This window comes from Kribbella sp. VKM Ac-2571 (genome assembly GCF_004362255.1).
Classification (GTDB): domain Bacteria; phylum Actinomycetota; class Actinomycetes; order Propionibacteriales; family Kribbellaceae; genus Kribbella; species Kribbella pratensis.
The window spans coordinates 194,986-215,887 of the sequence record NZ_SNWS01000005.1; the positions used below are offsets into that span (position 1 = coordinate 194,986).

Annotated in this window: 19 protein-coding genes; 10 read left to right on the forward strand and 9 right to left on the reverse strand. The window is 67.5% G+C overall.

The genetic code is table 11. The annotated features are described in order from the left end of the window. Positions 1-54: 54 nt before the first annotated feature. Both EV651_RS13495 and EV651_RS13500 read right to left on the reverse strand, forming a co-directional pair. Positions 55-681, reverse strand: a complete 627-nt coding sequence (locus EV651_RS13495) for an NADPH-dependent FMN reductase (RefSeq protein ID WP_133785494.1) — start codon at positions 679-681, stop codon at positions 55-57. Between the two features lie 61 nt (positions 682-742). Continuing rightward, positions 743-1,405, reverse strand: coding sequence for a DedA family protein (locus EV651_RS13500; RefSeq protein ID WP_133785495.1), 663 nt, complete (start codon positions 1,403-1,405; stop codon positions 743-745). A 137-nt stretch (positions 1,406-1,542) separates the two neighbouring features. Here EV651_RS13500 and EV651_RS13505 point away from each other — a divergent pair, with 137 nt between their 5' ends. After that, positions 1,543-2,283, forward strand: a complete 741-nt coding sequence (locus EV651_RS13505) for a 6-phosphogluconolactonase (RefSeq protein ID WP_133785496.1) — start codon at positions 1,543-1,545, stop codon at positions 2,281-2,283. On the opposite strand, the gene EV651_RS13510 is transcribed toward EV651_RS13505, so the two are convergent. Further along, complete coding sequence (locus tag EV651_RS13510; protein WP_133785497.1) at positions 2,280-3,023, reverse strand: SDR family oxidoreductase; 744 nt, start codon at positions 3,021-3,023, stop codon at positions 2,280-2,282. The two genes, EV651_RS13505 and EV651_RS13510, sit on opposite strands and share 4 nt — an antisense overlap. Before the next feature lie 33 nt (positions 3,024-3,056). Here EV651_RS13510 and EV651_RS13515 point away from each other — a divergent pair, with 33 nt between their 5' ends. Then, positions 3,057-3,617 carry a TetR/AcrR family transcriptional regulator gene (locus EV651_RS13515; protein WP_133785498.1) on the forward strand — a complete coding sequence of 187 codons (561 nt, stop codon included), beginning with the start codon at positions 3,057-3,059 and terminating at the stop codon, positions 3,615-3,617. A gap of 20 nt (positions 3,618-3,637) precedes the next feature. Here the strand turns inward: EV651_RS13515 and EV651_RS13520 are convergent, their stop codons facing one another. The 5 genes from EV651_RS13520 to EV651_RS13540 all read right to left on the reverse strand — a co-directional run bounded on the left by EV651_RS13520 (position 3,638) and on the right by EV651_RS13540 (position 8,888). Continuing rightward, complete coding sequence (locus tag EV651_RS13520) at positions 3,638-4,258, reverse strand: antibiotic biosynthesis monooxygenase (protein WP_133785499.1); 621 nt, start codon at positions 4,256-4,258, stop codon at positions 3,638-3,640. A 91-nt stretch (positions 4,259-4,349) separates the two neighbouring features. Next, positions 4,350-4,700, reverse strand: coding sequence for a VOC family protein (locus EV651_RS13525; RefSeq protein ID WP_133785500.1), 351 nt, complete (start codon positions 4,698-4,700; stop codon positions 4,350-4,352). A gap of 3 nt (positions 4,701-4,703) precedes the next feature. Further along, positions 4,704-5,519: a MerR family transcriptional regulator gene (locus tag EV651_RS13530; protein ID WP_133785501.1), complete on the reverse strand. Its 816-nt coding sequence runs from the start codon at positions 5,517-5,519 to the stop codon at positions 4,704-4,706. A gap of 124 nt (positions 5,520-5,643) precedes the next feature. Next, a complete protein-coding gene (locus EV651_RS42355; protein WP_133785502.1) occupies positions 5,644-7,014 on the reverse strand; it encodes a chitinase in 1,371 nt (456 codons plus the stop codon). Continuing rightward, complete coding sequence (locus EV651_RS13540) at positions 7,011-8,888, reverse strand: ricin-type beta-trefoil lectin domain protein (RefSeq protein WP_133785503.1); 1,878 nt, start codon at positions 8,886-8,888, stop codon at positions 7,011-7,013. The genes EV651_RS42355 and EV651_RS13540 overlap by 4 nt, the downstream gene beginning before the upstream one ends. 234 nt (positions 8,889-9,122) lie before the next feature. Here EV651_RS13540 and EV651_RS13545 point away from each other — a divergent pair, with 234 nt between their 5' ends. Beyond that, positions 9,123-10,349, forward strand: coding sequence for a glycoside hydrolase family 16 protein (locus tag EV651_RS13545; RefSeq protein ID WP_133785504.1), 1,227 nt, complete (start codon positions 9,123-9,125; stop codon positions 10,347-10,349). Positions 10,350-10,775: 426 nt separating this feature from the next. Here the strand turns inward: EV651_RS13545 and EV651_RS13550 are convergent, their stop codons facing one another. Beyond that, positions 10,776-11,960, reverse strand: a complete 1,185-nt coding sequence (locus EV651_RS13550) for an ROK family transcriptional regulator (protein ID WP_133785505.1) — start codon at positions 11,958-11,960, stop codon at positions 10,776-10,778. 257 nt (positions 11,961-12,217) lie between these two features. On the opposite strand from EV651_RS13550, the gene EV651_RS13555 reads away from it, so the two are divergent. The 7 genes from EV651_RS13555 (at position 12,218) to EV651_RS13585 (ending at position 20,828) form a co-directional block, all read left to right on the forward strand. After that, a complete protein-coding gene (locus tag EV651_RS13555) occupies positions 12,218-13,264 on the forward strand; it encodes a LacI family DNA-binding transcriptional regulator (protein WP_133785506.1) in 1,047 nt (348 codons plus the stop codon). 259 nt (positions 13,265-13,523) lie between these two features. Continuing rightward, positions 13,524-15,215, forward strand: a complete 1,692-nt coding sequence (locus EV651_RS13560; RefSeq protein WP_133785507.1) for an ABC transporter substrate-binding protein — start codon at positions 13,524-13,526, stop codon at positions 15,213-15,215. Positions 15,216-15,321: 106 nt separating this feature from the next. Then, positions 15,322-16,335 (forward strand): ABC transporter ATP-binding protein, encoded by a 1,014-nt coding sequence (locus EV651_RS13565; RefSeq protein ID WP_133785508.1) that lies wholly within the window; start codon positions 15,322-15,324, stop codon positions 16,333-16,335. Next, the gene (locus EV651_RS13570) at positions 16,332-17,312 is read left to right on the forward strand and encodes an ABC transporter permease (RefSeq protein ID WP_133785509.1); all 981 of its coding nucleotides are present in this window, start codon (positions 16,332-16,334) and stop codon (positions 17,310-17,312) included. The genes EV651_RS13565 and EV651_RS13570 overlap by 4 nt, the downstream gene beginning before the upstream one ends. 1 nt (position 17,313) lies before the next feature. After that, positions 17,314-18,345 carry an ABC transporter permease gene (locus EV651_RS13575; protein WP_133785510.1) on the forward strand — a complete coding sequence of 344 codons (1,032 nt, stop codon included), beginning with the start codon at positions 17,314-17,316 and terminating at the stop codon, positions 18,343-18,345. Continuing rightward, a complete protein-coding gene (locus tag EV651_RS13580; protein ID WP_133785511.1) occupies positions 18,342-19,340 on the forward strand; it encodes an ABC transporter ATP-binding protein in 999 nt (332 codons plus the stop codon). The genes EV651_RS13575 and EV651_RS13580 overlap by 4 nt, the downstream gene beginning before the upstream one ends. Before the next feature lie 90 nt (positions 19,341-19,430). Further along, a complete protein-coding gene (locus EV651_RS13585; RefSeq protein WP_133785512.1) occupies positions 19,431-20,828 on the forward strand; it encodes a GH1 family beta-glucosidase in 1,398 nt (465 codons plus the stop codon). Positions 20,829-20,902: the final 74 nt, after the last annotated feature.

Genomic DNA, 20,902 nt, shown 5'->3' on the forward strand with positions numbered 1-20,902 from the left:
CCGGCTCTCCGGAAGATTTTTGCCGCCCAGCGCAAACTTTCTTCCGGAAAGCCGCTAACGGGCGGGGGTTGGTTCGGCTACTGGCTGGAGGGCGATTGTGGTGGCCTGAACGATGCCGGCGTTGTTGCGGATCCAGCCCGACAGCACGACCTGGAGGTCCTCGAGATCGCGCTCCTCCAGGATCACCCCGGGCACCGGAACGCTCGCACCCAACTCAGCCAGCACCGGACGGATGTGCTGATCAGCCAGCAGCTTGTGGCTCGGCGCCGCCGACACCGTCACCGGGACGACCACGGAGCCCGCCAGCGCAGAAGGTCGCAGTACGTCGAGGAAGCTCTTCAACAGCCCGGTATAGCTGCCCTTGTAGACCGGAGTCGCGACAACGATCACCGACGCCGACGACACCAGATCGACCGCACTCTCCAGCGCCGCCTGCGCCTCGGCACCGGCCTGCTCGCCCTGGAAGATGGCCGGGGCGATCGTCACCAGATCGATCAGCTCGTCGATCCGGTGCGGCGTACCGAGCTCGGAGGCGAGCAACTCCGCGACGGACGCCGCCGCAGCCGCTGTCCGCGACCCGGCCCGCGGATTGCCCACCAGGGTGACCACCGGCTGCGGCCAGACCGGCGGCTCTTGCGCACCTTGGGGCACGACCTGCGACTCGAACGCGACTGACGGCATCTGACCCATCTCCTGAAAACCTCGACGGCAACTCCCTCGAGCGTAGTGAAAGTCGAGCCGCTTACTGGACTTTCTCAGCATCCGAACGCCGGCCCCGCAGCTTCACCACGACGAACCACCCGACCGCGGCCACCGCAGCGACGATCACGACCTTCTGGAACACCCCGACCGACGACTCCACCACATGCCACCGCTCGCCGAGCTGGTAGCCGGCCAGGATCAGCAGCGAGTTCCACACCAGGCTCCCGACGGCCGTCAGCGGGAGGAACAGTGCGACCGGCATCCGCTCGACCCCGGCCGGCACCGAGATCAGGCTGCGAACCACCGGGACCAGCCGCCCGATCAGCACCGCCTTCGCTCCGTGCCGAGCGAACCAGTCCTCGGCCTTGTCGACGTCTCGCAGCTTCACCAGCGGCAGCTTCCCGGCGAGCGCCCGCGTCCGGTCCCGCCCGAGCGCCGCGCCCACGCCGTACAGCGCGAGCGCACCCACGACCGATCCGAGCGTGGTGAACAGGATCGCGGCAACCAGCCCGAGACTACCCCGCGCGGCCGCGAACCCGGCCAGCGGCAGGATCACCTCACTCGGCAACGGCGGAAACAGGTTTTCCAACGCCACCGCAAGCCCCGCCCCCGCCGGCCCCAACCGCTCCATGAGGTCGATCGCCCATCCCGCCACCCCACCCGTCGGCTCCTGCACCGCACCCGCCAGCACCAGATTCGTCATACCCCCGACGCTATTTCCGCGGACAAGCCGACACACTCCAGCCACCCACCGACCCAACCTCCGGCAAACCACCGCCCCACCCGGGGGCTAACCCCCGCACCCCAGCACACCCCCGCAGAGTGTGCGAGCCTTTCTCCATGACTGTTGAGCATGCTCCTCGGGTCGTCACCTGTTCGGACCGCACGGAGCTCGGGCTGGCTGCGGGCGCCGCTGCCGCCGAGCGGCTGAGGAAGGCGATCGCCGTGAGCGGGCGGGCGCGCCTCATGCTTGCCGCCGCGCCGAGCCAGACCGCCACCCTGGCAGCGCTCGCCGCCGAACCGGACCTCGACTGGACCCGTGTCGAGTGCTTCCACATGGACGAGTACGTCGACCTGAAGCCCGACGCACCGCAGTCGTTCCGCAACTGGCTACGCCGGAACTTCCTCGACAAGGTGCCGCAGGCAACGTTCCACCCGCTCGCCCCCGAAGACGGCTCCGACGCCTACGCGGACCTGATGGGCGACGCCCCGTTCGACCTCGTGCTGTTCGGCCTCGGCGTCAACGGCCACCTGGCGTTCAACGATCCGCCCGCCGACTTCAACGACCCGGCAGCCACGAAACGCGTGGCGCTCGACGAGACCAGCCGCAAACAGCAGGTCGACGAGGGCAACTTCCCGGCGCTCACCGACGTACCCACCCACGCGATCACCGTGACCATCCCTCGCCTGCTGAACGCGCACGCGCTGATCGGCTCGGTCCCCGGATCAGTCAAACGCCAAGCCGTCCACGACACCCTCACGCAACCGATCGGCCCCGATTACCCCGGTACGGCGCTGCGCACGCACCCCGACGTACAACTCTTCCTCGACACCGAGTCGACGCCGGGCTCAACCCCCTAGCCAACTCCGAGGTGCAGACCACCGGACGCGTCCACGACCTGTCCGGTGATCCACCGCGCCGCGGGTGACGCAAGGAACGCGACCACCTCCGCGACATCATCGGCGCTGCCCAACCGCCCGAGCGCCGTGTGCGCGACGATCAGCTCCGACAACCCGGGCGCCTCGAAGATCGCCCCGTTTACCTCGGTCCGGGTCGCACCGGGCGCGACCGCATTCACGGTGATGCCACGCGCACCCAACTGCTGCGCCAAGGTGAACGTCATCGTCTCCAGCGCACCCTTGGTCATCGCGAACGAGGTCTGGGCCGGGTTCGCCATCCGGGTCGCGACCGACGAGATCGACACGATCCGGCCGTCGTCGGACAGCATCGGCAGCAACCGCCGGATCAGGAAGTACGGCGCTCGCACGTTGACCGCCATCAACCGGTCGAACGCTGCCTCGGTGTCCGCACCGATCGGACCCGCCGGCGACGCCGCCGCGTTGTTCACGAGCACATCCAGCCGCCGCCCGGACAGCCCCGCAGCCAACTGATCGACGACGAGTTCCGCATCCCCAGGCACTCCGAGCTCAGCACCGATCGCGAAACCACGACCGCCGATCCGCGAGAGCGTCTCCTCCGCACCGGCCTTGTCCTGGTGGTAGTGCACGGCCACCTCGGCCCCCGCCGCGGCCAGCCGCTCCGCGATCGCCCGCCCGATGCCCCGGGAGGCGCCCGTCACCAAGGCAACCTTGCCGTTCATGTTAGAAACTATCATGTTGTTAGTATCTACCACATGAACCTGAGAGACCGCCAGCGCGCCGACACCCGGCAACGCATCCAGCGGCAGGCGCTCCGCCTGTTCACCGACCGTGGGTACGACGCGACCACGGTGAACGATGTCGCCGACGCAGCCGGTGTCTCGGCGATGACGGTCTACCGGAACTTCCCCACCAAGGAAGATCTGGTGCTGTACGACGACTTCGACCAGCTGACCGCGAGCACACTCACCGAGCTGCCCGCGACGGGGTCACTCACCGACCGCATCGGCCGTACCGTCCTGACGATCCTCGACCTGGCCGCCACGAACGAGCACGACCTACTGCTCACGCGGCTTCGGCTGATGATCTCGACACCGGCGCTGCAAGCCCGCCACCTGGACAGCCAGTACCGGTTGCAAGAGGCCTTCGTCAGCGCGATCGACCCGTCCCTCGAGTACGGCGCCCGCGCAGCCGCGAGCGCCGTACTGGGGGTGACTCACACTGCCTTGCTCCGGTGGGCCGCCGACGACGGCGAGCCCGACCTGGCCGATCTGTTCCGCGAGGCGTTCACGGCCGCCTTCGGTCACGCACCATGACCGAATCACACCATGATCGATCAGGTCAGCTCAGGAACTCGTAAGTGGGCGATGGCGAGCTCGAACTCACCGACGTCCAGCATCTCGGCACCGGCGTCCTTGGCGGTCGAGGCACGCATCGAGGCGGCCGCTTCCCGGCTGCCGTCCAGCGACTCGCGGCTGTCGTAGGTGACCGACGAGACCGCCTGGCCGGACGCCCGGTCGACCAGCAGGCTCGCGCTGCAGAACCCGGCCAGGTCCTCCAACCTCGGCAGTGAGGCGAGCTTGTAGACGTCGATCGACCGGTCGAGGTTCGCGGGGTCGACCTTCACCCAGGTGGCCCGGACGCACGCGCCGGCCGTCGAACGGTGATCACGGTGCAGTACGGCGATCTCCCACTCCTGCACCATCGGAGTGCCGCCGAGCTCCATGGCGATCCGCTCCCGGACCGGCTGCAGCTCTTCGTCCGTGGCCCGCATCGCCTCCTCGGACTGCCAGGCGCTGGTCGTGATGCAGCGGCCGGACTCACGGTCGACAAGCATGGACAGTCCGATACAGCCGTCCATCTCCATCAGCATGGGCATCACCTCGTCGCGCACCTGCGCGACGCCGGCGTCGATCGACGCCGGGGCGGCATTGATCGTGGTGGAACGCGCGTACACGATCCACCCCCTTACGCTCAGGGCAGCGCCCGGGCGGCGCCGCCGGACACCTCCACCCTCCTCCCGGAACAGATGGCTGGCAAGGCCGTGCTCAGTGGTGCTCGGCCACGTCGAAGACGTTGCCTTCCGGGTCGGCGAGGGTGATCCAGTGGGCGCCGTACTCGTTGTGTTCGTCGAGCCGCTTGGCGCCCAGTCCGACCAGGCGGTCGACCTCGGCGGACCAGTCGGTGGCGGCCAGGTCGACGTGCAGGCGGTTCTTGCCGTTGCGCGGCTCCGGGACCTGGAGGAACATCAGCGTCGGCCCCGCCGCGGCCCGGTTCACGGTCGCGAAGAACTGGTTGCCATCAGCATCGACCTCCGTCGAGAACACACCGGCCCAGAAGGTGGCGAGCGCCGCAGCGTCGGCACAGTCGAAGGCGATGTTCTCCAGGGAAACAGACATGGTTCAGCCTTTCAGCACAGGGATCCGCTGGATCGGCCAGCAGACCTCGGTTCGGTAGTCGGCCGGATCGGGGACATCCCCCGGGCCGATGGGGTACAACTCACGGATCGGCCCCGGCGCCACCTCGCAGTACTCCGCGACATGGCTGCCGAGCGCGCCGTACGTACGGTCGAAATCGGTCATCGGGCCGGCGTGCACGGCGATCGCGAAGTACCCGCCGGGCAGGTCGACGAGCTCGACCCCGTCGGCCGGCGGCTGGTCCGGCGCGACCGGGAGGAAGGTCACCACCTCACCCGCGTCGTCGGTGAAGAACTCGTCGCTGTACGTCGCTCCCGAGGTCGCCCGGATGTCACCGGCGACGGCGTCGAGCCTCCCGAACGCGTACTCGCACCACGGCCCGATCTCGTCCCGCACGACGTGCCCGGTCACGCCGTACGCACGGAACGGCGGAATGAACCGGTACTGCACGTCGAGCACCGGCCGACCGGGCGTCAACAGCTCGCGCAATGACGTGACGACGTCTCGCGTGTGAGCGAGCTCCTGCTCCATCCGCTCGAGATGAGCGCGCAATGTCTCTTCCCGGGCCGGACCGTCGGAGGCCTCGACCACCGCGCGGACGTCCGGCAGCGGCATCCGCAGTTCCCGCAGCCGCCGGATCAGCAACGCGGTGTCGACCTGATCGGTCCCGTAGCGCCGATAGCCGGACGAAGCGTCGATCGCGACCGGCGCGAGCAGCCCGATGTCGTGGTAGTGGTGCAGCGTTTTCACACTCAGATGCGTCAGGCGGGAGAACTCCCCCACCGTCACCGTCGCCGTCATGCGACAAGCTTCCACCCTCCGGTAGCCGGAGGGTCAAACCCCCAGGCCATCACAATCGTCGGCCCGCGACGAACGCCCGGGGTGGGGCGTCGTCGCGGGCCGGTTGTGATGGCCTGGCGGTCCGCTACCCGCGGTACCGCCCGATCACCTTCGAGAAGTCCCAGGGGTTCTGGGAGACGCCGGAGCAGGTGTCGGCGCCGCCGCCGGTGCACGGACGGTCGCGGTTCACCGACCAGAACGTGAACCGGGCGAGGTGGTGCTCGGACGCGTAGGACAGCATCGACTCGAAGTCCGACAGGTTGACGCGCTCACCGGCCACGTCGGTGATGCCGTTCATCGAGGAGATGCCGATCTTCCGGTACGCCGCGTCGTCGGTCAGCCCGTACGCCGCCTTGACCCGGTTCTTCAGCCCGTCGGCCGCCTGCCGGGTCAGCGTGCCCATGTTGGTCGACCCGCCGCCGAAGTCGAACGGCATGATCACCCAGCCGTCCAGGTTCAGCCCCGAGTTCGCGCCCCGCTGGATCAGGTCCTGACCGTTCCCGTCCGGCCCGGACGTCGTGGTGCCGAACGTCAGGTACGTCGCGATGCCCGGGTTGTTCTGCTCGACGATCTTGAGCGCGTCGACGACCTTCTGCCGGACGGCCGCCTGGGAGAACTCCTGGTCCTCGATGTCGACATCGATCGCCTTCAGCGACAGCGCGTTGATCACCTTCTGGTACGCCGCCGCAAGCTCACCCGCCGTACCGCAGCTCTGCCCCAGCTTGTTGCCGGACCAGCCGCCGAACGACACCACGACGTCGCCGCCGTTCGAGCGGATCGTGTTGATCGCCTGCTGGTCGGCCCCGCCGGTCAGCGCCCGCGCACCGTCCCACTGCGGATTGCAGTACCCGTTGGACAGGATGAACGCCATCGTGAACCACTTCACCCCGGCCGCGTTCATCACGGTCGCCGGGTTCGGCGGCTCACCCCAGCCCTGATAGAGGTACGGCGCTGCAGCCATCGGCGCACCGCTCGCCGGAGGAGGCCCGTCATCCGCGGCCGGCACGTTCCACTTCTGGTTCGCCGCACCGGTGCAGGTCCACAACTGCAACGGCGTACTGTTCGCCGAGTTGTTGCCGGTGACATCGAGGCACTTGTTCGCCTGCGGGTTCACGAGGTCACGGCCGGACGTGTACGTCCACTGCTGCGCCGCTGACCCGTTGCACGTCCACAGCTGCACCTTCGCACCGTTGGCCACCGAGCCGCCCGACACATCCAGGCACTTACCGAGGGCCCGTAAGGTCCCGTCAGTCGACCGCGTCCACTGCTGGGCACTCGTACCGTTGCAGTCGTACAGCTGGACCGCCGTACCGTCCGCACTGTTTGCACCGGCTACGTCCGCGCACTTCCCCGCGAGACCGGTGATCGTCCCGGTCGCCGCCTGTGCGGGAGTCGCCATCGTCAACAGCCCGCCGCCGAGTACCAGAGCCGCGGCGGCCGCCGCCACCCGCTTCATGACACTGTCCACTTCTGGTTGGCCGCGCCGGTGCAGGTCCACAGCTGCAGCGGGGTGCCGTTGGCGGAGGTGTTGTTCGTGACGTCGAGACACTTGTTCGCCTGTGGATTCACCAGGTCTCTCCCACTCGTGTAGGTCCATTGCTGGGCGGCACTGCCATTGCACGAATAGATCTGCACCTTCGCGCCGTTGGCGACGGAGCCGGCGTTGACGTCGAGGCACTTGCCGAGGGCGCGAATCGTCCCGTCACCAGGACGGGACCACTGTTGGGCCGTCGTACCGTTGCAGTCGTACAGCTGCACCGCCGTACCGTCCGCGGAGTTCGCACCGGCGACGTCCATACACTTGCCGGCCAAACCGGTGATCTGACCGCTGGTGCCGCCGCCACCACTTTGCGAGCCGGACCAGGTGAAGGTCGCCGATGTCTTGGTCGGCAGCGTGTAGACGAACGATTGCGATCCCCAGTTCACCCGCACGGACTGCGAGCTCCCCGTGGTATTGAAGGCGATCAGGGCCTTGGAGCCGTCCGGGTTCTTCCAGGCCACGTTCTTCACCGAGCTGTTCGCGGTCGAGTCGATCCGCAGCGCCCCCGGCTTCACGAACTTCGTCAGGTGGCCCATCGTGTAGTACTCGACGGTCTTGGTGACCTGACCGCGCTGGCTGTCGTTGCGGTGCACGGTGACGAGACCGGTGCAGACGTTGCAGCCGGCGCCGACGTACGGCAGGTGGTTCTCGTCCAGCGCGATGCCCCACTTGACCCACGACTTGTCCCAGTTGCGGGTGTAGTCGATCAGGTTGTTCATGTCCTCGACCTGCTGGTTCGCGATCCACGTACCGCCGGAGTGCTCGGTCATGTACGCGTTCACGCCCGGGTACTGGTTGTGCACCTGGGTCTGCAGGTTCACGTCACCGCCGTACCCGTGCCAGGCGATGCCGCCGAAGTTCGGGTCGTTGCGCAGGGCCGCGTCCGCGATCGGGACCGAGCCGAGGTCGTTGTAGTTACCCCAGTTGTAGTCGAGGATCAGCACCTTCGTGGTGAGCCCGGCCGCGTGCAGCGCGGGCAGCAGGTTGTTCTTGGTGAACTCGAGCAAGCCGGAGCCGTTCCAGTTCATCGACGCGTAGCCGGTCGAGTCCGAGCCGCAGCACGTCGGTTCGTTCTGCACCGAGATGTAGTCGATGTGGTTGCCCTGGGCTTCGTTCTGCTGCAAGTACTTGACGAAGTACTGCGCGTACGTCGGCGCGTACTCCCACTTCAGCCAGCCGCGGTGGACGAAGTCGTTGTTGTCCTTCATCCAGGCCGGCGCACTCCACGGCGAACTCATCACCTTCAAAGCAGGGTTGAGCTGCCGGGCCTGCTTGGTGAGCGGTACGACGTCCGCGAGGTCGTGCTGGATGCTGAAGTCGTTCAGGTCGCAGCAGGTATCGTCGTACGAGTAGTTGAAGCGGGCAAGGTCGGACGCGCCCATCGGGTTCCGGACGAAGGCGAGGCCGATCCCGTTGACCGGGTCGAACAGGTCCTTCATCACCTGATCGCGGGTCGCGGCCGAGATCACGTTGCTGCTGTTCAGCAGCCACGCCGAACTGTCGGCGAACGACGCACCGCCGCCCTCGAAGGACTGGTACGTCGTGTTCTCGTTGACTGTGATGGTCTGGTTCGCAGTGCCGCCGGCTGGACCGAAGTTCACCGGTGTCTGCTGCTGCAGACCGCGGGTCACGTTCTGGCCGGCCGCGTCGTTGGTGGTGGTCAGCCAGACGTTGACCTGTTCACCGGCGGCGGTCGAGCCGGCGGCGGGTGGGGCGGTTCCGAAGCCGAGCCCGGCGGCGGCCGCGCAGAGCGCAGCAACCGCGAGCGGCACGAGACGTTTCGCGGGCATGGGGCGGTTCTCCCTGTGATTAAAGGAGTTTCGGGGCGGTGAAGTTGTCGGCGTCTGCCCGCGCCGCAACAGCTGGTCAGCAAGAGGTAACCATCCGTGCTGATCGGTGTCAACGTCGAAGCCGAGACTTTTTTCAGATCTTTAATTAGTCCCGGGGTTGACGTGGGAGCGTTCTCACGGCACGCTGCCGCCCATTCGTTGTCCTCATTCAGACGCCCCCGAAATGAGGTACTCATGAAGCGTCCCCGCATGCTCGCGCTCCTCGCGATCGGTGCCGCCCTGATCGGCACCGCCCTCCTCCAGCCCGCGGCCACCGCCCACCAGCAGGCCGCCGCGGCAACGACCGCCACGGTCTGGGAGGACAACTTCGACGGCCCGGCCGGCCAGGCCCCCGATCCCGCCAAGTGGCGGTACGACATCGGCGGCAGCGGCTGGGGCAACAACGAGCTGGAGTACTACACCAACAGCACCCGCAACTCCGCGCTGGACGGCAACGGCAACCTGGTCATCACCGCCCGGCAGGAGAACGGCGGCTTCCAGTGCCACTACGGCCCGTGCCAGTACACGTCGGCGCGGCTGCTCACCGCGCAGACCTTCACCCAGACGTACGGCCGGTTCGAGGCCCGCATCAAGATCCCCCGCGGACAAGGCCTCTGGCCGGCCTTCTGGATGCTCGGCGGAACCAACTGGCCGAACGACGGCGAGATCGACATCATGGAGAACATCGGCAAGGAGCCGGCCACCGTGCACGGGACCATCCACGGACCCGGGTACTCCGGCGCCGGCGGGATCGGTGCCGCGTACAACCATCCGAACGGCTGGTCGTTCGCCGACGACTTCCACACCTTCGCGGTGGACTGGGCGCCGGACTCGATCACCTGGTACGTCGACGGCGTGCAGTACGAGCGTCGTACCCCGGCCGACCTGAACGGCAACACCTGGGTCTTCAACCACCCGTTCTTCATGATCATGAACGTGGCGGTCGGCGGCGGCTGGCCGGGAAACCCGGACGGTACGACGGTGTTCCCGCAGACCATGACCGTCGACTACGTCCGGGTCTCCACCCTGGGCAGCTCCGGCGGCACCGGCTCGCAGATCACCGGCCTGGCCGGCAAGTGCCTCGACGTGGCCGGCGCGAACGCCGCTGACGGTACGGCGGTGCAGTTGTACGACTGCAACGGCACCAACGCGCAGAAGTGGACCCGTCCGGGCGACGGCACGATCCGTGCCCTGGGCAAGTGTCTTGACGTGAACGCCGGCTCACTCGCCGACGGCGCCAAGGTCCAGCTCTGGACCTGCAACGGCACCGGCGCCCAGCAATGGACCTACACCTCCGGCCACGACCTGGTGAATCCCCAGGCCAACAAGTGCCTCGACGTCACCGGCAACAACTCCGCCAACGCAACCCCCACCCAAATCTGGACCTGCACCGGCAGCGCCAATCAGAAGTGGACGATCTGACCCACCCCCACACGACCACCCCCGCCCACAACGCCACCGGACGCCACCGGGACGCCCCTCCCCCGCCTCCCCAAACCACTTTGGGGAGGCACCCAACCGCGACCGGGGAGCCCTACCGCCCGATTCGGGTAGGTAAGGGTCCCCAAACCGGTTTGGGGAGGGCGTCCAACCGGGACCGGGGAGCACCACCGCCCAATACGGGTGAGTGAAACTCCCCAAACCGGTTTGGGGAGGCGCGCAACCGGGACCGGGGAGCACCACCGTCCAACAAGAGTGAGTGAAACTCCCCAAACCGGTTTGGGGAGGCGCAGCAACCGGGATTGGGGAGTGCTACTGCTCGATTCGGGTGGGTAAGACTCCCCAAACCCGCGACCAGCCTGGGCGGGCGTCGCTCTGTGACGAAACATGGGCTTCGGCGCAGGACAACTATCGCGGTGGCGGTACGGCGCCTCCGTCGCGGAGTAGTCGCACTACGGGAAGGGTCGCGGCGCCGAGTGCGACGGCGTCGCGGCCCAGTTCGCACAGGACGATGGACACCTGGGCGTACGGGCGGCGGAGGGCGTGCTTGCCCACCTCAACACGTAGCTCTTCCAGATGCTTCTCGCCCAGCAACAGGCCGGCCCAGCCGCCGAGGACGATGCGCTCGGGATTGACCAGGTTGACCAGGTTCGCGAACCCCGCCGCCAGGTAGCCGATCGTGTCGTTGACGATTGTCGTGGCCGGCTCCGTCGTCGACTCCAGTAGTTCGACGAAGGCCGTCTCCTCGTCGCCGTCGGCCGTCCCGCCGGCAAGACAGTACCGGTCCAGGACGCCCTCCGCGCCGACGTACGCCTCGAGGCATCCCAAGGCGCCGCAGCGGCACTGGCGCCCGCCGTACACGATCGTCATGTGGCCCCACTCGCCCGCGCTGCTGCGGGCCCCGCGATAGCTGGATCCACCGGCCACAAGGGCCGATCCGACACCGGACCCGACCAGTGCGACGACGGCGTCGGTCGCACCGCGGCCAGCGCCGAACCACATCTCCGCCTGGCCGAGCATGTTCGCGCCGTTGTCGACGTGCACCGGAATGTCGGTGCCCTCGGCAAGCAGTCTGGCGAGCGGCACCGCCTCCCAGCCGAGCGTCTGCGCGTCGACGATCGCGTTGTCCTCGACCACGCCGGCGACCGCGACACCGAGCCCGAGCACCTGCTCGGACTGGATGCCGGACGCAGCGATCACGGTCGAAAGCCCTTCTAGTACGTGCTTCACGACCTCTTCGGGTGTCGGCGTGGCGATCGGATGGTCGGCCCGCGCCAGCACGTTCATGGCCAGGTCGAACAGCTCCACCCGGACCCGGGTCTCCCCGACCTCGGCGCCGACGACGTACCGGAATGTTGGTGCCACCCGCAACAGGACCCGCGGCCGGCCGCCCTCGGACTCGACCGAGCCGGCCTCCTCGACCACGCCCTCGGCGATCAGTTCGGCGACCAGATTGCTGACGCTCGCGGCGCTGAGCGAGGTCCGGACGGTCAGCTCCTGGCGACTCAGCGGACCCTCGCGATAGATGCCGGTGAGGATCACCGAGCGGTTGGACCGGCGCATGTCACGCACCGTGGTCCGGCGTACTTCCATCCTCGACCTCACCGTGGCAGAGCGCAGTGCGGCCCCGGGCAGGCCGCTCGCCCCGAGTTCATCATGCCGCCCCGCGGGACGGAAGAGCTCCCTTCTTCCAGCTCGTGAATTAAGCCGCGATTCGTTACCACTCCGTGATTGACGGCCCGTTGCGGTAGGGGCTTTGATCTACGGAACCGCTTCCGAAACCGGTTCCGGCCCAGTAGACGATGCACCACCCCGATGCACCACCCCGACCGCCCGAGGGGAGATTCAGCGTGTCCATCACGATCGCCGATGTCGCGGCCCGTGCCGGAGTCAGCAAGACGACCGTGTCACGCGTCCTCAACGGCAAGGGTGAACTGGACCTGCGCACCGCCGAACGAGTCCGGCAGGTGATCGCCGAGCTCGGCTACGTGCCGAGCGCCCGCGCGGTCGGCCTGGCCCGCGGCCGGACCCGGATCGTCGGGATGCTGGTCCCCTCACTCACCTGGCCCTGGATGGGCGAGGTGCTGCAGGGCGCGGTCGACGTGGTCGAGAGCGAGGGCTACGGGCTGCTGCTGTTCACCTTCAACCGGGGTGAGGAATCGATGCAGCAGTTCGCGTCCCAGGTCTCGGCGCAGTCGTTCGACGGCCTGCTGGTGATCGAGCCCGAGGGCACGCTCACCTACATCGAGCAACTCCACGCGCGTGGTCTGCCGGTGGTCCTGATCGACGACCGCGACAAGCGCCCGCAGTTCCCGTCCGTCGCCACCACGAACTACGCCGGCGGCCAGTCCGCCGCCCGGCACCTGCTGGAGCTCGGCCGTCGCCGGCCACTGGTGATCACCGGCGTCGAACGGTTCGGCTGCACCCACGAACGCCTGGACGGTTTCCGCGACACCTACGCGGAGGCCGGCATCGAGCTCGACCCGGGACTCGTGTTCGAGGGCGATTTCACCCACGAGAGCGGACGCCGCGGCGTCCAGCACGCGCTCGACGAGCGACTCGAGTTCGACGCGATCTTCGCCCACAACGACCTCTCCGCCGGCGGTGCCATCCAGGCCGTCCGGGAGACCGGGCGGAACGTGCCGAACGACGTGTCGGTGGTCGGGTTCGACGACATCCCGTACGCCGAGCACACCGAGCCGCCGCTGACCACGGTGCATCAGCCGATGCGCCAGATGGGTCAGGCCGCGGCCCGGATGCTGATGACCCACTTCGGCGGCACCCCGCTGCCGGAGGAACCCCAAGTGCTGCCGACGACCCTCATCGTCCGCAGCTCCACCGCCCCGAAAAGACCCAAACCCGCCAAGAAATCCCACCGCCCCACTCCCGCCATTTGATGGGTTGACGTCCGAGTTGCTGGGTTCACCAGCGCGATCTCGGGCGCGAACCCTGCATCTGGGACGTCAACCCACCAAAGGCACCGCTCACCACAGGCTCCGGTGGCGGGGCAGCTGCCCCTGTCCCGCCACCGGCGTACCCCTCGATATCGATCCGTTAAGGCGTCCGCTCTTCCCATGAGAGCGTTCTCACGCCACGATGCAGTCGCTCTCCCGGCTCAGGGGAGAGCATCCGCCAACAGATTCACAGGAGGAACCGATGCGAGCACGACGTACAGTCGCGCTGGCCCTCACGGGCTTGCTCGCGGCAGCCGCGCTGGCTGCTTGTAGCAGCGGGGACGGTCAGTCAGGCAGTTCCGGGAACAACGGCTCGGGCACCGCCGCGACCGTTCTGAACATCGGCATGCCGAACGGTCCGCAGACCGAGAACCACAACCCGTTCCTCGGCTCCTCCTCGGGCGCCTCGCTGGGGTACCGCTGGATGATCTTCGAGCCGCTGGTGATGATCAACGGGATCAAGCCGACCGAGCCGGGCAAGCCGTGGCTGGCGACCGAGTGGAAGTGGGACGCCAACTACACCAAGCTCTCCCTGACGATCCGGGACGGCGTGAAGTTCTCCGACGGCCAGCCGATGACCGCCGACGACGTGGCGTACTCGTTCCAGATCCGCAAGGACAACGAGGGCCTCAACTCCGACGCGATCCCGTACGGCACCATCACCGCGTCCGGCAACAAGGTCGACCTGACCTTCACCCGCTCGCAGTTCACCAACCAGAACAAGATCCTGACCGTGTTCGTGATCCCGAAGCACCAGTGGTCGACGATCAAGGACCCGAGCCAGGACACCCTGAAGAGCCCGATCGGCACCGGTCCGTACACGGTGAAGTCGTTCACCCCGCAGACCACCACGCTGACCTTGCGCGACTCGTACTGGCAGGACCTCCCGAAGGTCAAAGAGCTGCGGTACACGTCGTACAACGACAACAACGCGCAGACCACCGCGCTGGCCAACGGCGCGTCGGAGTGGAGCTTCGTCTTCGTCCCGAACGTGAAGGCCGTCTTCCAGGACAAGGACCCGAAGAACCACAAGCTGTGGTTCCCGGCGAACCTCGGCATCCACGGTCTGTGGATCAACACCACCCGCAAGCCGTTCGACAACCCTGCGTTGCGGCGCGCGATGAACCTCGTGATCAACCGCGACGACATCTTCCAGCAGGGTGAGGCCGGGTACTTCTACCCGAAGGTCGAGTCGATGACCGGCATCCCGACGCCGGCCGGTGAGTCCTTCATCGCTGCGGAGTACAAGGACCTCAAGCACAAGGTGGACGTCGAGGCGGCCAAGAAGGAGCTCACCGACGCCGGCTTCAAGCTCGAGGGCGACGTGCTCAAGGACCCGACCGGCAAGCCGGTCACGATCACGCTGACCGACCCGGCCGGCTGGTCCGACTACATCACCGACCTGGAGATCATCAAGGACAACCTGTCCACGATCGGGATCAAGGCGACCGTGGACAAGGCCAACCAGGACGCCTGGTTCAAGAACATCGACGAGGGCAACTTCGACGCCGCGATGCACTGGACCAACGGCGGCGCGACGCCGTACGACATCTACCAGAACATCATGGACGGCAAGATCCTGAAGCCGGTCGGCAAGGGCGGCGTGAGCGGCAACTACGGGCGGTTCAACAGCCCGGAGGCGACCAAGGCGCTCGACCAGTACGCGAACGCCGCGGACGACGCGGCCCGCACCACCGCGCTGAACACGCTGCAGAAGATCATGGTCGAGCAGATGCCGATCATCCCCACCTCGGCGTCCAACGTCGGCGGTCTCTACAGCACGAAGAACTGGGTCGGCTGGCCCGACGAGCAGAACCAGTACGGGCCGGCGCAGCCGACCCAGCAGAACGCTCTGCAGATCATCCTCAACCTGAAGCCCGCCGGCACCCAGTGATTCGGACCGCGGCGCCGGAGGGCTCTCCTCCGGCGCCGCGGACCCACCACCTACATCCGGCGAGCGCAGCCAGGCGGCGAGCGCAGCGAGCCGTGATTGGAGTCTCATGACGGTCACTGAGACCGAGGTTGTTCTGGAGGCCGAGGGCCTCACCAAGCATTTCCCGGTACGGCGCGGACTCCGCGACCTGCTCACCCGCGAGCACAAGGCCGTGCACGCGGTGGACGACGTGAAGCTCACACTGCGCCGGGGTCGCGTGACCGCGCTGGTCGGCGAGTCCGGTTCGGGCAAGTCCACCGTGGCGCGATTGCTGGCGCAGTTGTACGGGCGTACCGCGGGTGAGATCCGGCTGCACGGGGAGCCGATCACCGTGGGCGGCGGCCGGAAGTTCCGCGCGTACGCGCGCCGCGTGCAGATGATCTTTCAGGACCCGTTCGCCTCGCTGAACCCGACCCACACCGTGCGGTACCACCTGACCCGGTCGCTGCGCATTCACGGTCGCGCGGGCGATCTCGAGGAGAACCTGCGCAATCTCCTGGAGCAGGTGCAACTCACTCCCCCGGAGCGGTACCTGGACAAGTTCCCGCACGAACTGTCCGGTGGTCAGCGGCAGCGCGTCTCGATCGCCCGAGCACTCGGCGCGGACCCGGAGGCGCTCCTCGCCGACGAGCCGGTCTCGATGCTGGACGTGTCGATCCGCCTCGGCGTACTGAACCTGCTGCGGGACCTGAAGGAACGGCTCAACCTCGCCATCCTCTACATCACCCACGACATCGCCTCGGCCCGGTACTTCGCCGACGAGACGCTGGTGATGTACGCCGGCCGCATGGTCGAGGGCGGCGACTCCGAGACCGTCACGCAGAACCCCGCGCACCCGTACACCCGGCTGCTGATCGAGAGCGCGCCGGATCCCGATCGGCTCGGCGAGCTGAGCAAGCCCGAGGACCAGGCCGGCGGCGAACCGCCGAGCCTGATCGCACCGCCGGGCGGCTGCCGGTTCAATCCGCGCTGCGTGCACGCGATGCCGAAGTGCTCGACCGAGCTTCCGCCTCGCTTCGAGCTGCCAGTTGCGGGCCATTGGGCTGCCTGCTGGCTCTACGAGGAGGGGGCTGCGCGATGAAGTTCCTTCTGCAGCGGCTGGCCTTCTACCTCTTCACCGCCTGGGCCGCGCTGACCATCAACTTCTTCATCCCGCGGCTGATCCCGGGCGACCCGGTGACGTCGCTGATCAACAAGTTCCAGGGCCAGATGAGCACCGACGCGATCAACTCGCTGTACGTGCTGTTCGGCCTCGACAAGAACGCGTCGCTCTGGAGCCAGTACGTCGACTACTGGGGCCAGGTGTTCCACGGCGACCTGGGGCTGTCGTTCACGTTCTTCCCGACGCCGGTCGCCGAGATCCTCCGGCAGAGCCTGCCGTGGACGATCGCGCTGGTCGGCATCACCACGTTCGCCAGCTTCATGATCGGTACGTCGCTCGGTGTGCTGGCCGGCTGGCGGCGCGGCTCGGTCATGGACGGGCTGTTGCCGGTGACAACGTTCCTGTCGTCGATCCCGTACTTCTGGCTCGGTCTGCTGGCGATCACACTGCTCGCCGGACCGGACAGCTTCTTCCCGTCGTCCGGTGGTTACGAGCCCGGGCTGGTCCCGTCGTGGAACGCCGAGTTCATCGGCAGCGCCGTACAGCACAGCCTGCTGCCGGCCATCACGATCCTGATCTCGTCGGTGAGCGGCTGGATCCTCACCATGCGGAACATGATGGTGACGGTGGCCTCCGAGGACTACATCACCGTGGCGCACGCCAAGGGCCTGCCCGAGCGCCGGGTGATGGTCAGCTACGCGGCTCGGAACGCGCTGCTGCCGAACGTGTCCGGATTCGCGCTGTCGCTCGGCTTCATCGTCGGCGGCACGCTGCTGGTGGAAATCGTGTTCTCCTACCCGGGCATCGGCTACAACCTGTTCCAGGCCGTCGGCGCGAAGGACTACCCGCTGATGCAGGGCGTCTTCCTGGTGATCACGCTGTCGGTCCTGGTGGCCAACCTGCTCGCCGACGTCGCGTACCTGCTCCTCGACCCGCGTACCCGGAAGGAGGGCTGAGATGTCCGCACCAGCCACCACCATCACCGCGGTCACGCCAGACGGGCCGGAGGTCGCGGTTGCCCCGGTCAAGCGCCGACGGCTGCGGTTCGTCGCGAACCCGAAGGCCGCGACCGGCCTGGTCGTGCTCGCGTTCTTCTGCCTGATCGCGATCATCGGCCCGTGGGTCGCGCCGTACGACCCGTCCGCCCGCAGCAGCGACCTGATCCAGGCGCCGTCCGGCAAGCACTGGTTCGGTACGACGCACCTCGGGCAGGACATCTTCAGCCAGGTGCTCGTCGGTACCCGTGGCGTGATGTTCGTCGGCCTGCTGGCCGGCCTGGTCGCGACCGCGTTGTCGATCCTGATCGGCGTCAGCGCAGGCTTCCTCGGCGGTGCCGCGGACGACAGTCTGTCCGCGTTGTCCAACGTTTTCCTGGTGATTCCGGCGCTCCCGCTGATCATTATCGTCGCGTCGACGATCCCGTCGGCCGGTGACCTGATGGTTGCCTTGGTCATCGGGTTGACCTCGTGGGCCTGGGGTGCGCGCGTGCTCCGGGCGCAAACGTTGTCCTTGCGCCGGCGGGACTACGTCGAGGCCGCGCGGGCGACCGGTGAGAGCACCTGGCGGATCATCACGTTCGAGATCATGCCGAACCTGACCGCGATCATCGCGTCCGGTTTCGTCGGCACGGTGATCTTCGCGGTGATGTCCGAGATCACGCTGGCCTTCATCGGGATCTCGACGATCTCCGAGTGGAACTGGGGCACGATCCTGTTCTGGGCGCAGAGCCAGCAGGCACTCGCGCAGGGCGCGTGGTGGTGGTTCGTCCCGGCGGGTCTCGCGATCGCGGTCCTCGGGACGGCGCTGTCGCTGATCAACTTCGGCATCGACGAGTTCGTCAGCCCGAGGTTGCGCAGCAGCGGTCACACCCGACTGAAAACCAAGGACGGCCACTCGGTGCGGATGCGGGTCGGTTTCACCCCGGTCCTGTCCTCGAAGCAGGCGCCGGTGACTCCCGTCGTACCGCGTCGTGAGGAGGAGGTCGCGTGAAGGCGCCGGTGCTCGAGATCAAGAACTTTCATGTCGACTACGGCTTGGGTGAGCAGGCGGTGCAGGCGGTGCGGGACGTCACGCTGACGTTGCACCGCGGCGAGGTGCTCGGGCTGGCGGGCGAGAGCGGTAGCGGGAAGTCGACGCTGGCGTACGGCGTGACGCGGCTGCTGCCGCCGCCCGGGGTGATCAGCGGCGGGTCGGTCGTCTACCACCCTGCTTCGGGCGATCCGTACGACGTGATGACGCTGACCGACACGGAACTGCGGAAATTCCGGTGGGCCGAGACGTCGATCGTGTTCCAGGGTGCGATGAACTCGCTGAACCCGGTGCACAAGGTCTCGACCCAGATGCTCGACGTGATCAAGGCGCACGAACCGCAACTGTCGCCGCAGGCCCGGATCGCCCGGGCTCAGGAAATGCTGAAACTCGTCGGGATTTCCGCGGACCGGATGGACGCCTACCCCCACCAGCTGTCCGGCGGGATGCGGCAGCGGGTGATGATCGGGATGGCGCTCGTCCTCGAGCCGCAGGTCGTGATCATGGACGAGCCGACGACCGCGCTGGACGTGGTGATGCAACGGCAGATCCTCGCGCAACTGGTCGAGCTGCGCGAGCGGCTCGGGTTCTCGGTGCTGTTCATCACCCACGACCTGTCGTTGCTGGTCGAGTTCTCGGACCGGATCGCGATCATGTACGGCGGCCGCATCGTCGAGGAAGCGCGCTCCGCGGACCTGTACAAGGACTCGCTGCATCCTTACAGCGAAGGTCTGCTCAAGTCCTTCCCCGCACTCCGCGGCGAGCGACGCGAACTGGCCGGAATCCCCGGCTCCCCACCGGACCTGCGCGGCATGCCGTCCGGCTGCTCGTTCCATCCCCGATGCCCGCAGGCGTTCGACCGTTGCTCCGCCGAGATCCCCGTCCTCGGGATCCCCTCGGCGCGCAACGACCCCAACCGTTCCGTCGCGTGCTGGCTTCCCGGCCGCACGGCCTAGAAAGGCGAATATGAACGAGCGAAGCGAGTTCATCATCAAGCACAGCGCATCTCGTGTCTCATCCGCGCCCGGAGCGAAGCGAGGACGTGGATGAGCACAACTTCTGTCTCGGGGGCGGCTGAACTGGTCGCGGGGTTTCCGTCCGGATTCCGCTGGGGTGTCGCGACGTCGGCGTACCAGATCGAGGGTGCGGTCGCGGAGGACGGCCGGACGCCGTCGATCTGGGACACGTACTGCCGGGTGCCGGGGGCGATCGACAACGGCGACACCGGCGACATCGCCTGCGACCACTACCACCGGATGCCGCAAGACGTTGCCCTGATCAAGGACCTCGGCCTGGACACGTACCGGTTCTCGGTGGCCTGGCCCCGGGTGCAGCCGCACGGCAAGGGACCGGTGAACCCGGCCGGACTCGGGTTCTACGACCGGCTCGTCGACGAGCTGCTTGCCCAAGGCATCGACCCGTGGGTGACCCTGTATCACTGGGACCTGCCACAGGAGCTCGAGGACGCGGGGGGCTGGCCGGTGCGCGACACGGCGTACCGGTTCGCGGAGTACGCGATGCTGGTGTTCGACGCGTTGAAGGACCGCGTCAACACGTGGACGACGCTGAACGAGCCGTGGTGCTCGGCGATGCTCGGCTACGCGTACGGCGCGCATGCTCCGGGTCGGCGCGAGTACCCGGCAGCGCTGGCCGCCGTACATCATCTGTTGCTCGGACACGGCCTGGCGACGCAGGCGATGCGCGAGGCGTCACCGCGCAAGCTCGATATCGGCATCACGCTGAACGTCGCGACGTCGTACCCCGCTTCGGATGCGGAGCCGGACGTCGACGCGGCGCGGCGCGCGGACGGGATGGGCCGGCGGATCTACCTCGACCCGCTGGTGCACGGGCACTACCCGGCCGACGTGGTCGCGGACCTCGCGCGGGAAGGCGTCGAGCTGCCGATCGAGGACGGCGACCTGGAGATCATCGCGGCACCGATCGACGTACTCGGGGTGAACTACTACTTCAGCCAGAAGTTCACCGGATACGCCGAGGACGGCAGCACCGAAGACGCTCAGGGCCTACCAGTAAGTCGCGAAGTACCGCTGGGCAAGCCGCGCACCGCGATGGACTGGGAGATCGTCCCCGAGGGATTCACCGATCTGCTGCTCAGTATCGCCCGCGACTACCCCGGCCTCCCGATGGTCATCACCGAGAACGGCTCCGCCTTCGAGGACGTACCCGACGAGAACGGCTACGTCGACGACACCGACCGTACGGCGTACTTCACCTCCCACCTGTCCGCAGTCGCCGACGCCATTACCCAGGGCGCCGACATCCGCGGCTACCTGGCCTGGTCCCTCCTGGACAACTTCGAATGGGCCTACGGCTACGCCAAACGCTTCGGCATCACCCGCGTCGACTACGAAACCCAGGCCCGCATCCCCAAGGCCAGTGCCCTCTACCTGAAGAGCGTCGCCGAGCAACACCGCTCAAGGTAGGACGCCCAGGCCATCACAATCATCCCGTTGCCCGCCCGTCAGGCGGGCACCCCTGCACAGCCGACGATTGTGAT

What these genes read in the sequence shown, in the direction of transcription:
- EV651_RS13570 (WP_133785509.1), top strand. Translation starts at nt 16,332, where the DNA reads ATGAAGTTCCTTCTGCAGCGGCTGGCCTTCTACCTCTTCACCGCCTGG.
- EV651_RS13505 (WP_133785496.1), top strand. Translation starts at nt 1,543, where the DNA reads ATGACTGTTGAGCATGCTCCTCGGGTCGTCACCTGTTCGGACCGCACG.
- EV651_RS13545 (WP_133785504.1), top strand. Translation starts at nt 9,123, where the DNA reads ATGAAGCGTCCCCGCATGCTCGCGCTCCTCGCGATCGGTGCCGCCCTG.
- EV651_RS13500 (WP_133785495.1), bottom strand. Translation starts at nt 1,405, where the DNA reads ATGACGAATCTGGTGCTGGCGGGTGCGGTGCAGGAGCCGACGGGTGGG.
- EV651_RS13550 (WP_133785505.1), bottom strand. Translation starts at nt 11,960, where the DNA reads ATGGAAGTACGCCGGACCACGGTGCGTGACATGCGCCGGTCCAACCGC.
- EV651_RS13510 (WP_133785497.1), bottom strand. Translation starts at nt 3,023, where the DNA reads ATGAACGGCAAGGTTGCCTTGGTGACGGGCGCCTCCCGGGGCATCGGG.
- EV651_RS13525 (WP_133785500.1), bottom strand. Translation starts at nt 4,700, where the DNA reads ATGTCTGTTTCCCTGGAGAACATCGCCTTCGACTGTGCCGACGCTGCG.
- EV651_RS13560 (WP_133785507.1), top strand. Translation starts at nt 13,524, where the DNA reads ATGCGAGCACGACGTACAGTCGCGCTGGCCCTCACGGGCTTGCTCGCG.
- EV651_RS13495 (WP_133785494.1), bottom strand. Translation starts at nt 681, where the DNA reads ATGCCGTCAGTCGCGTTCGAGTCGCAGGTCGTGCCCCAAGGTGCGCAA.
- EV651_RS13585 (WP_133785512.1), top strand. Translation starts at nt 19,431, where the DNA reads ATGAGCACAACTTCTGTCTCGGGGGCGGCTGAACTGGTCGCGGGGTTT.
- EV651_RS13515 (WP_133785498.1), top strand. Translation starts at nt 3,057, where the DNA reads ATGAACCTGAGAGACCGCCAGCGCGCCGACACCCGGCAACGCATCCAG.
- EV651_RS42355 (WP_133785502.1), bottom strand. Translation starts at nt 7,014, where the DNA reads ATGAAGCGGGTGGCGGCGGCCGCCGCGGCTCTGGTACTCGGCGGCGGG.
- EV651_RS13575 (WP_133785510.1), top strand. Translation starts at nt 17,314, where the DNA reads ATGTCCGCACCAGCCACCACCATCACCGCGGTCACGCCAGACGGGCCG.
- EV651_RS13540 (WP_133785503.1), bottom strand. Translation starts at nt 8,888, where the DNA reads ATGCCCGCGAAACGTCTCGTGCCGCTCGCGGTTGCTGCGCTCTGCGCG.
- EV651_RS13565 (WP_133785508.1), top strand. Translation starts at nt 15,322, where the DNA reads ATGACGGTCACTGAGACCGAGGTTGTTCTGGAGGCCGAGGGCCTCACC.
- EV651_RS13530 (WP_133785501.1), bottom strand. Translation starts at nt 5,519, where the DNA reads ATGACGGCGACGGTGACGGTGGGGGAGTTCTCCCGCCTGACGCATCTG.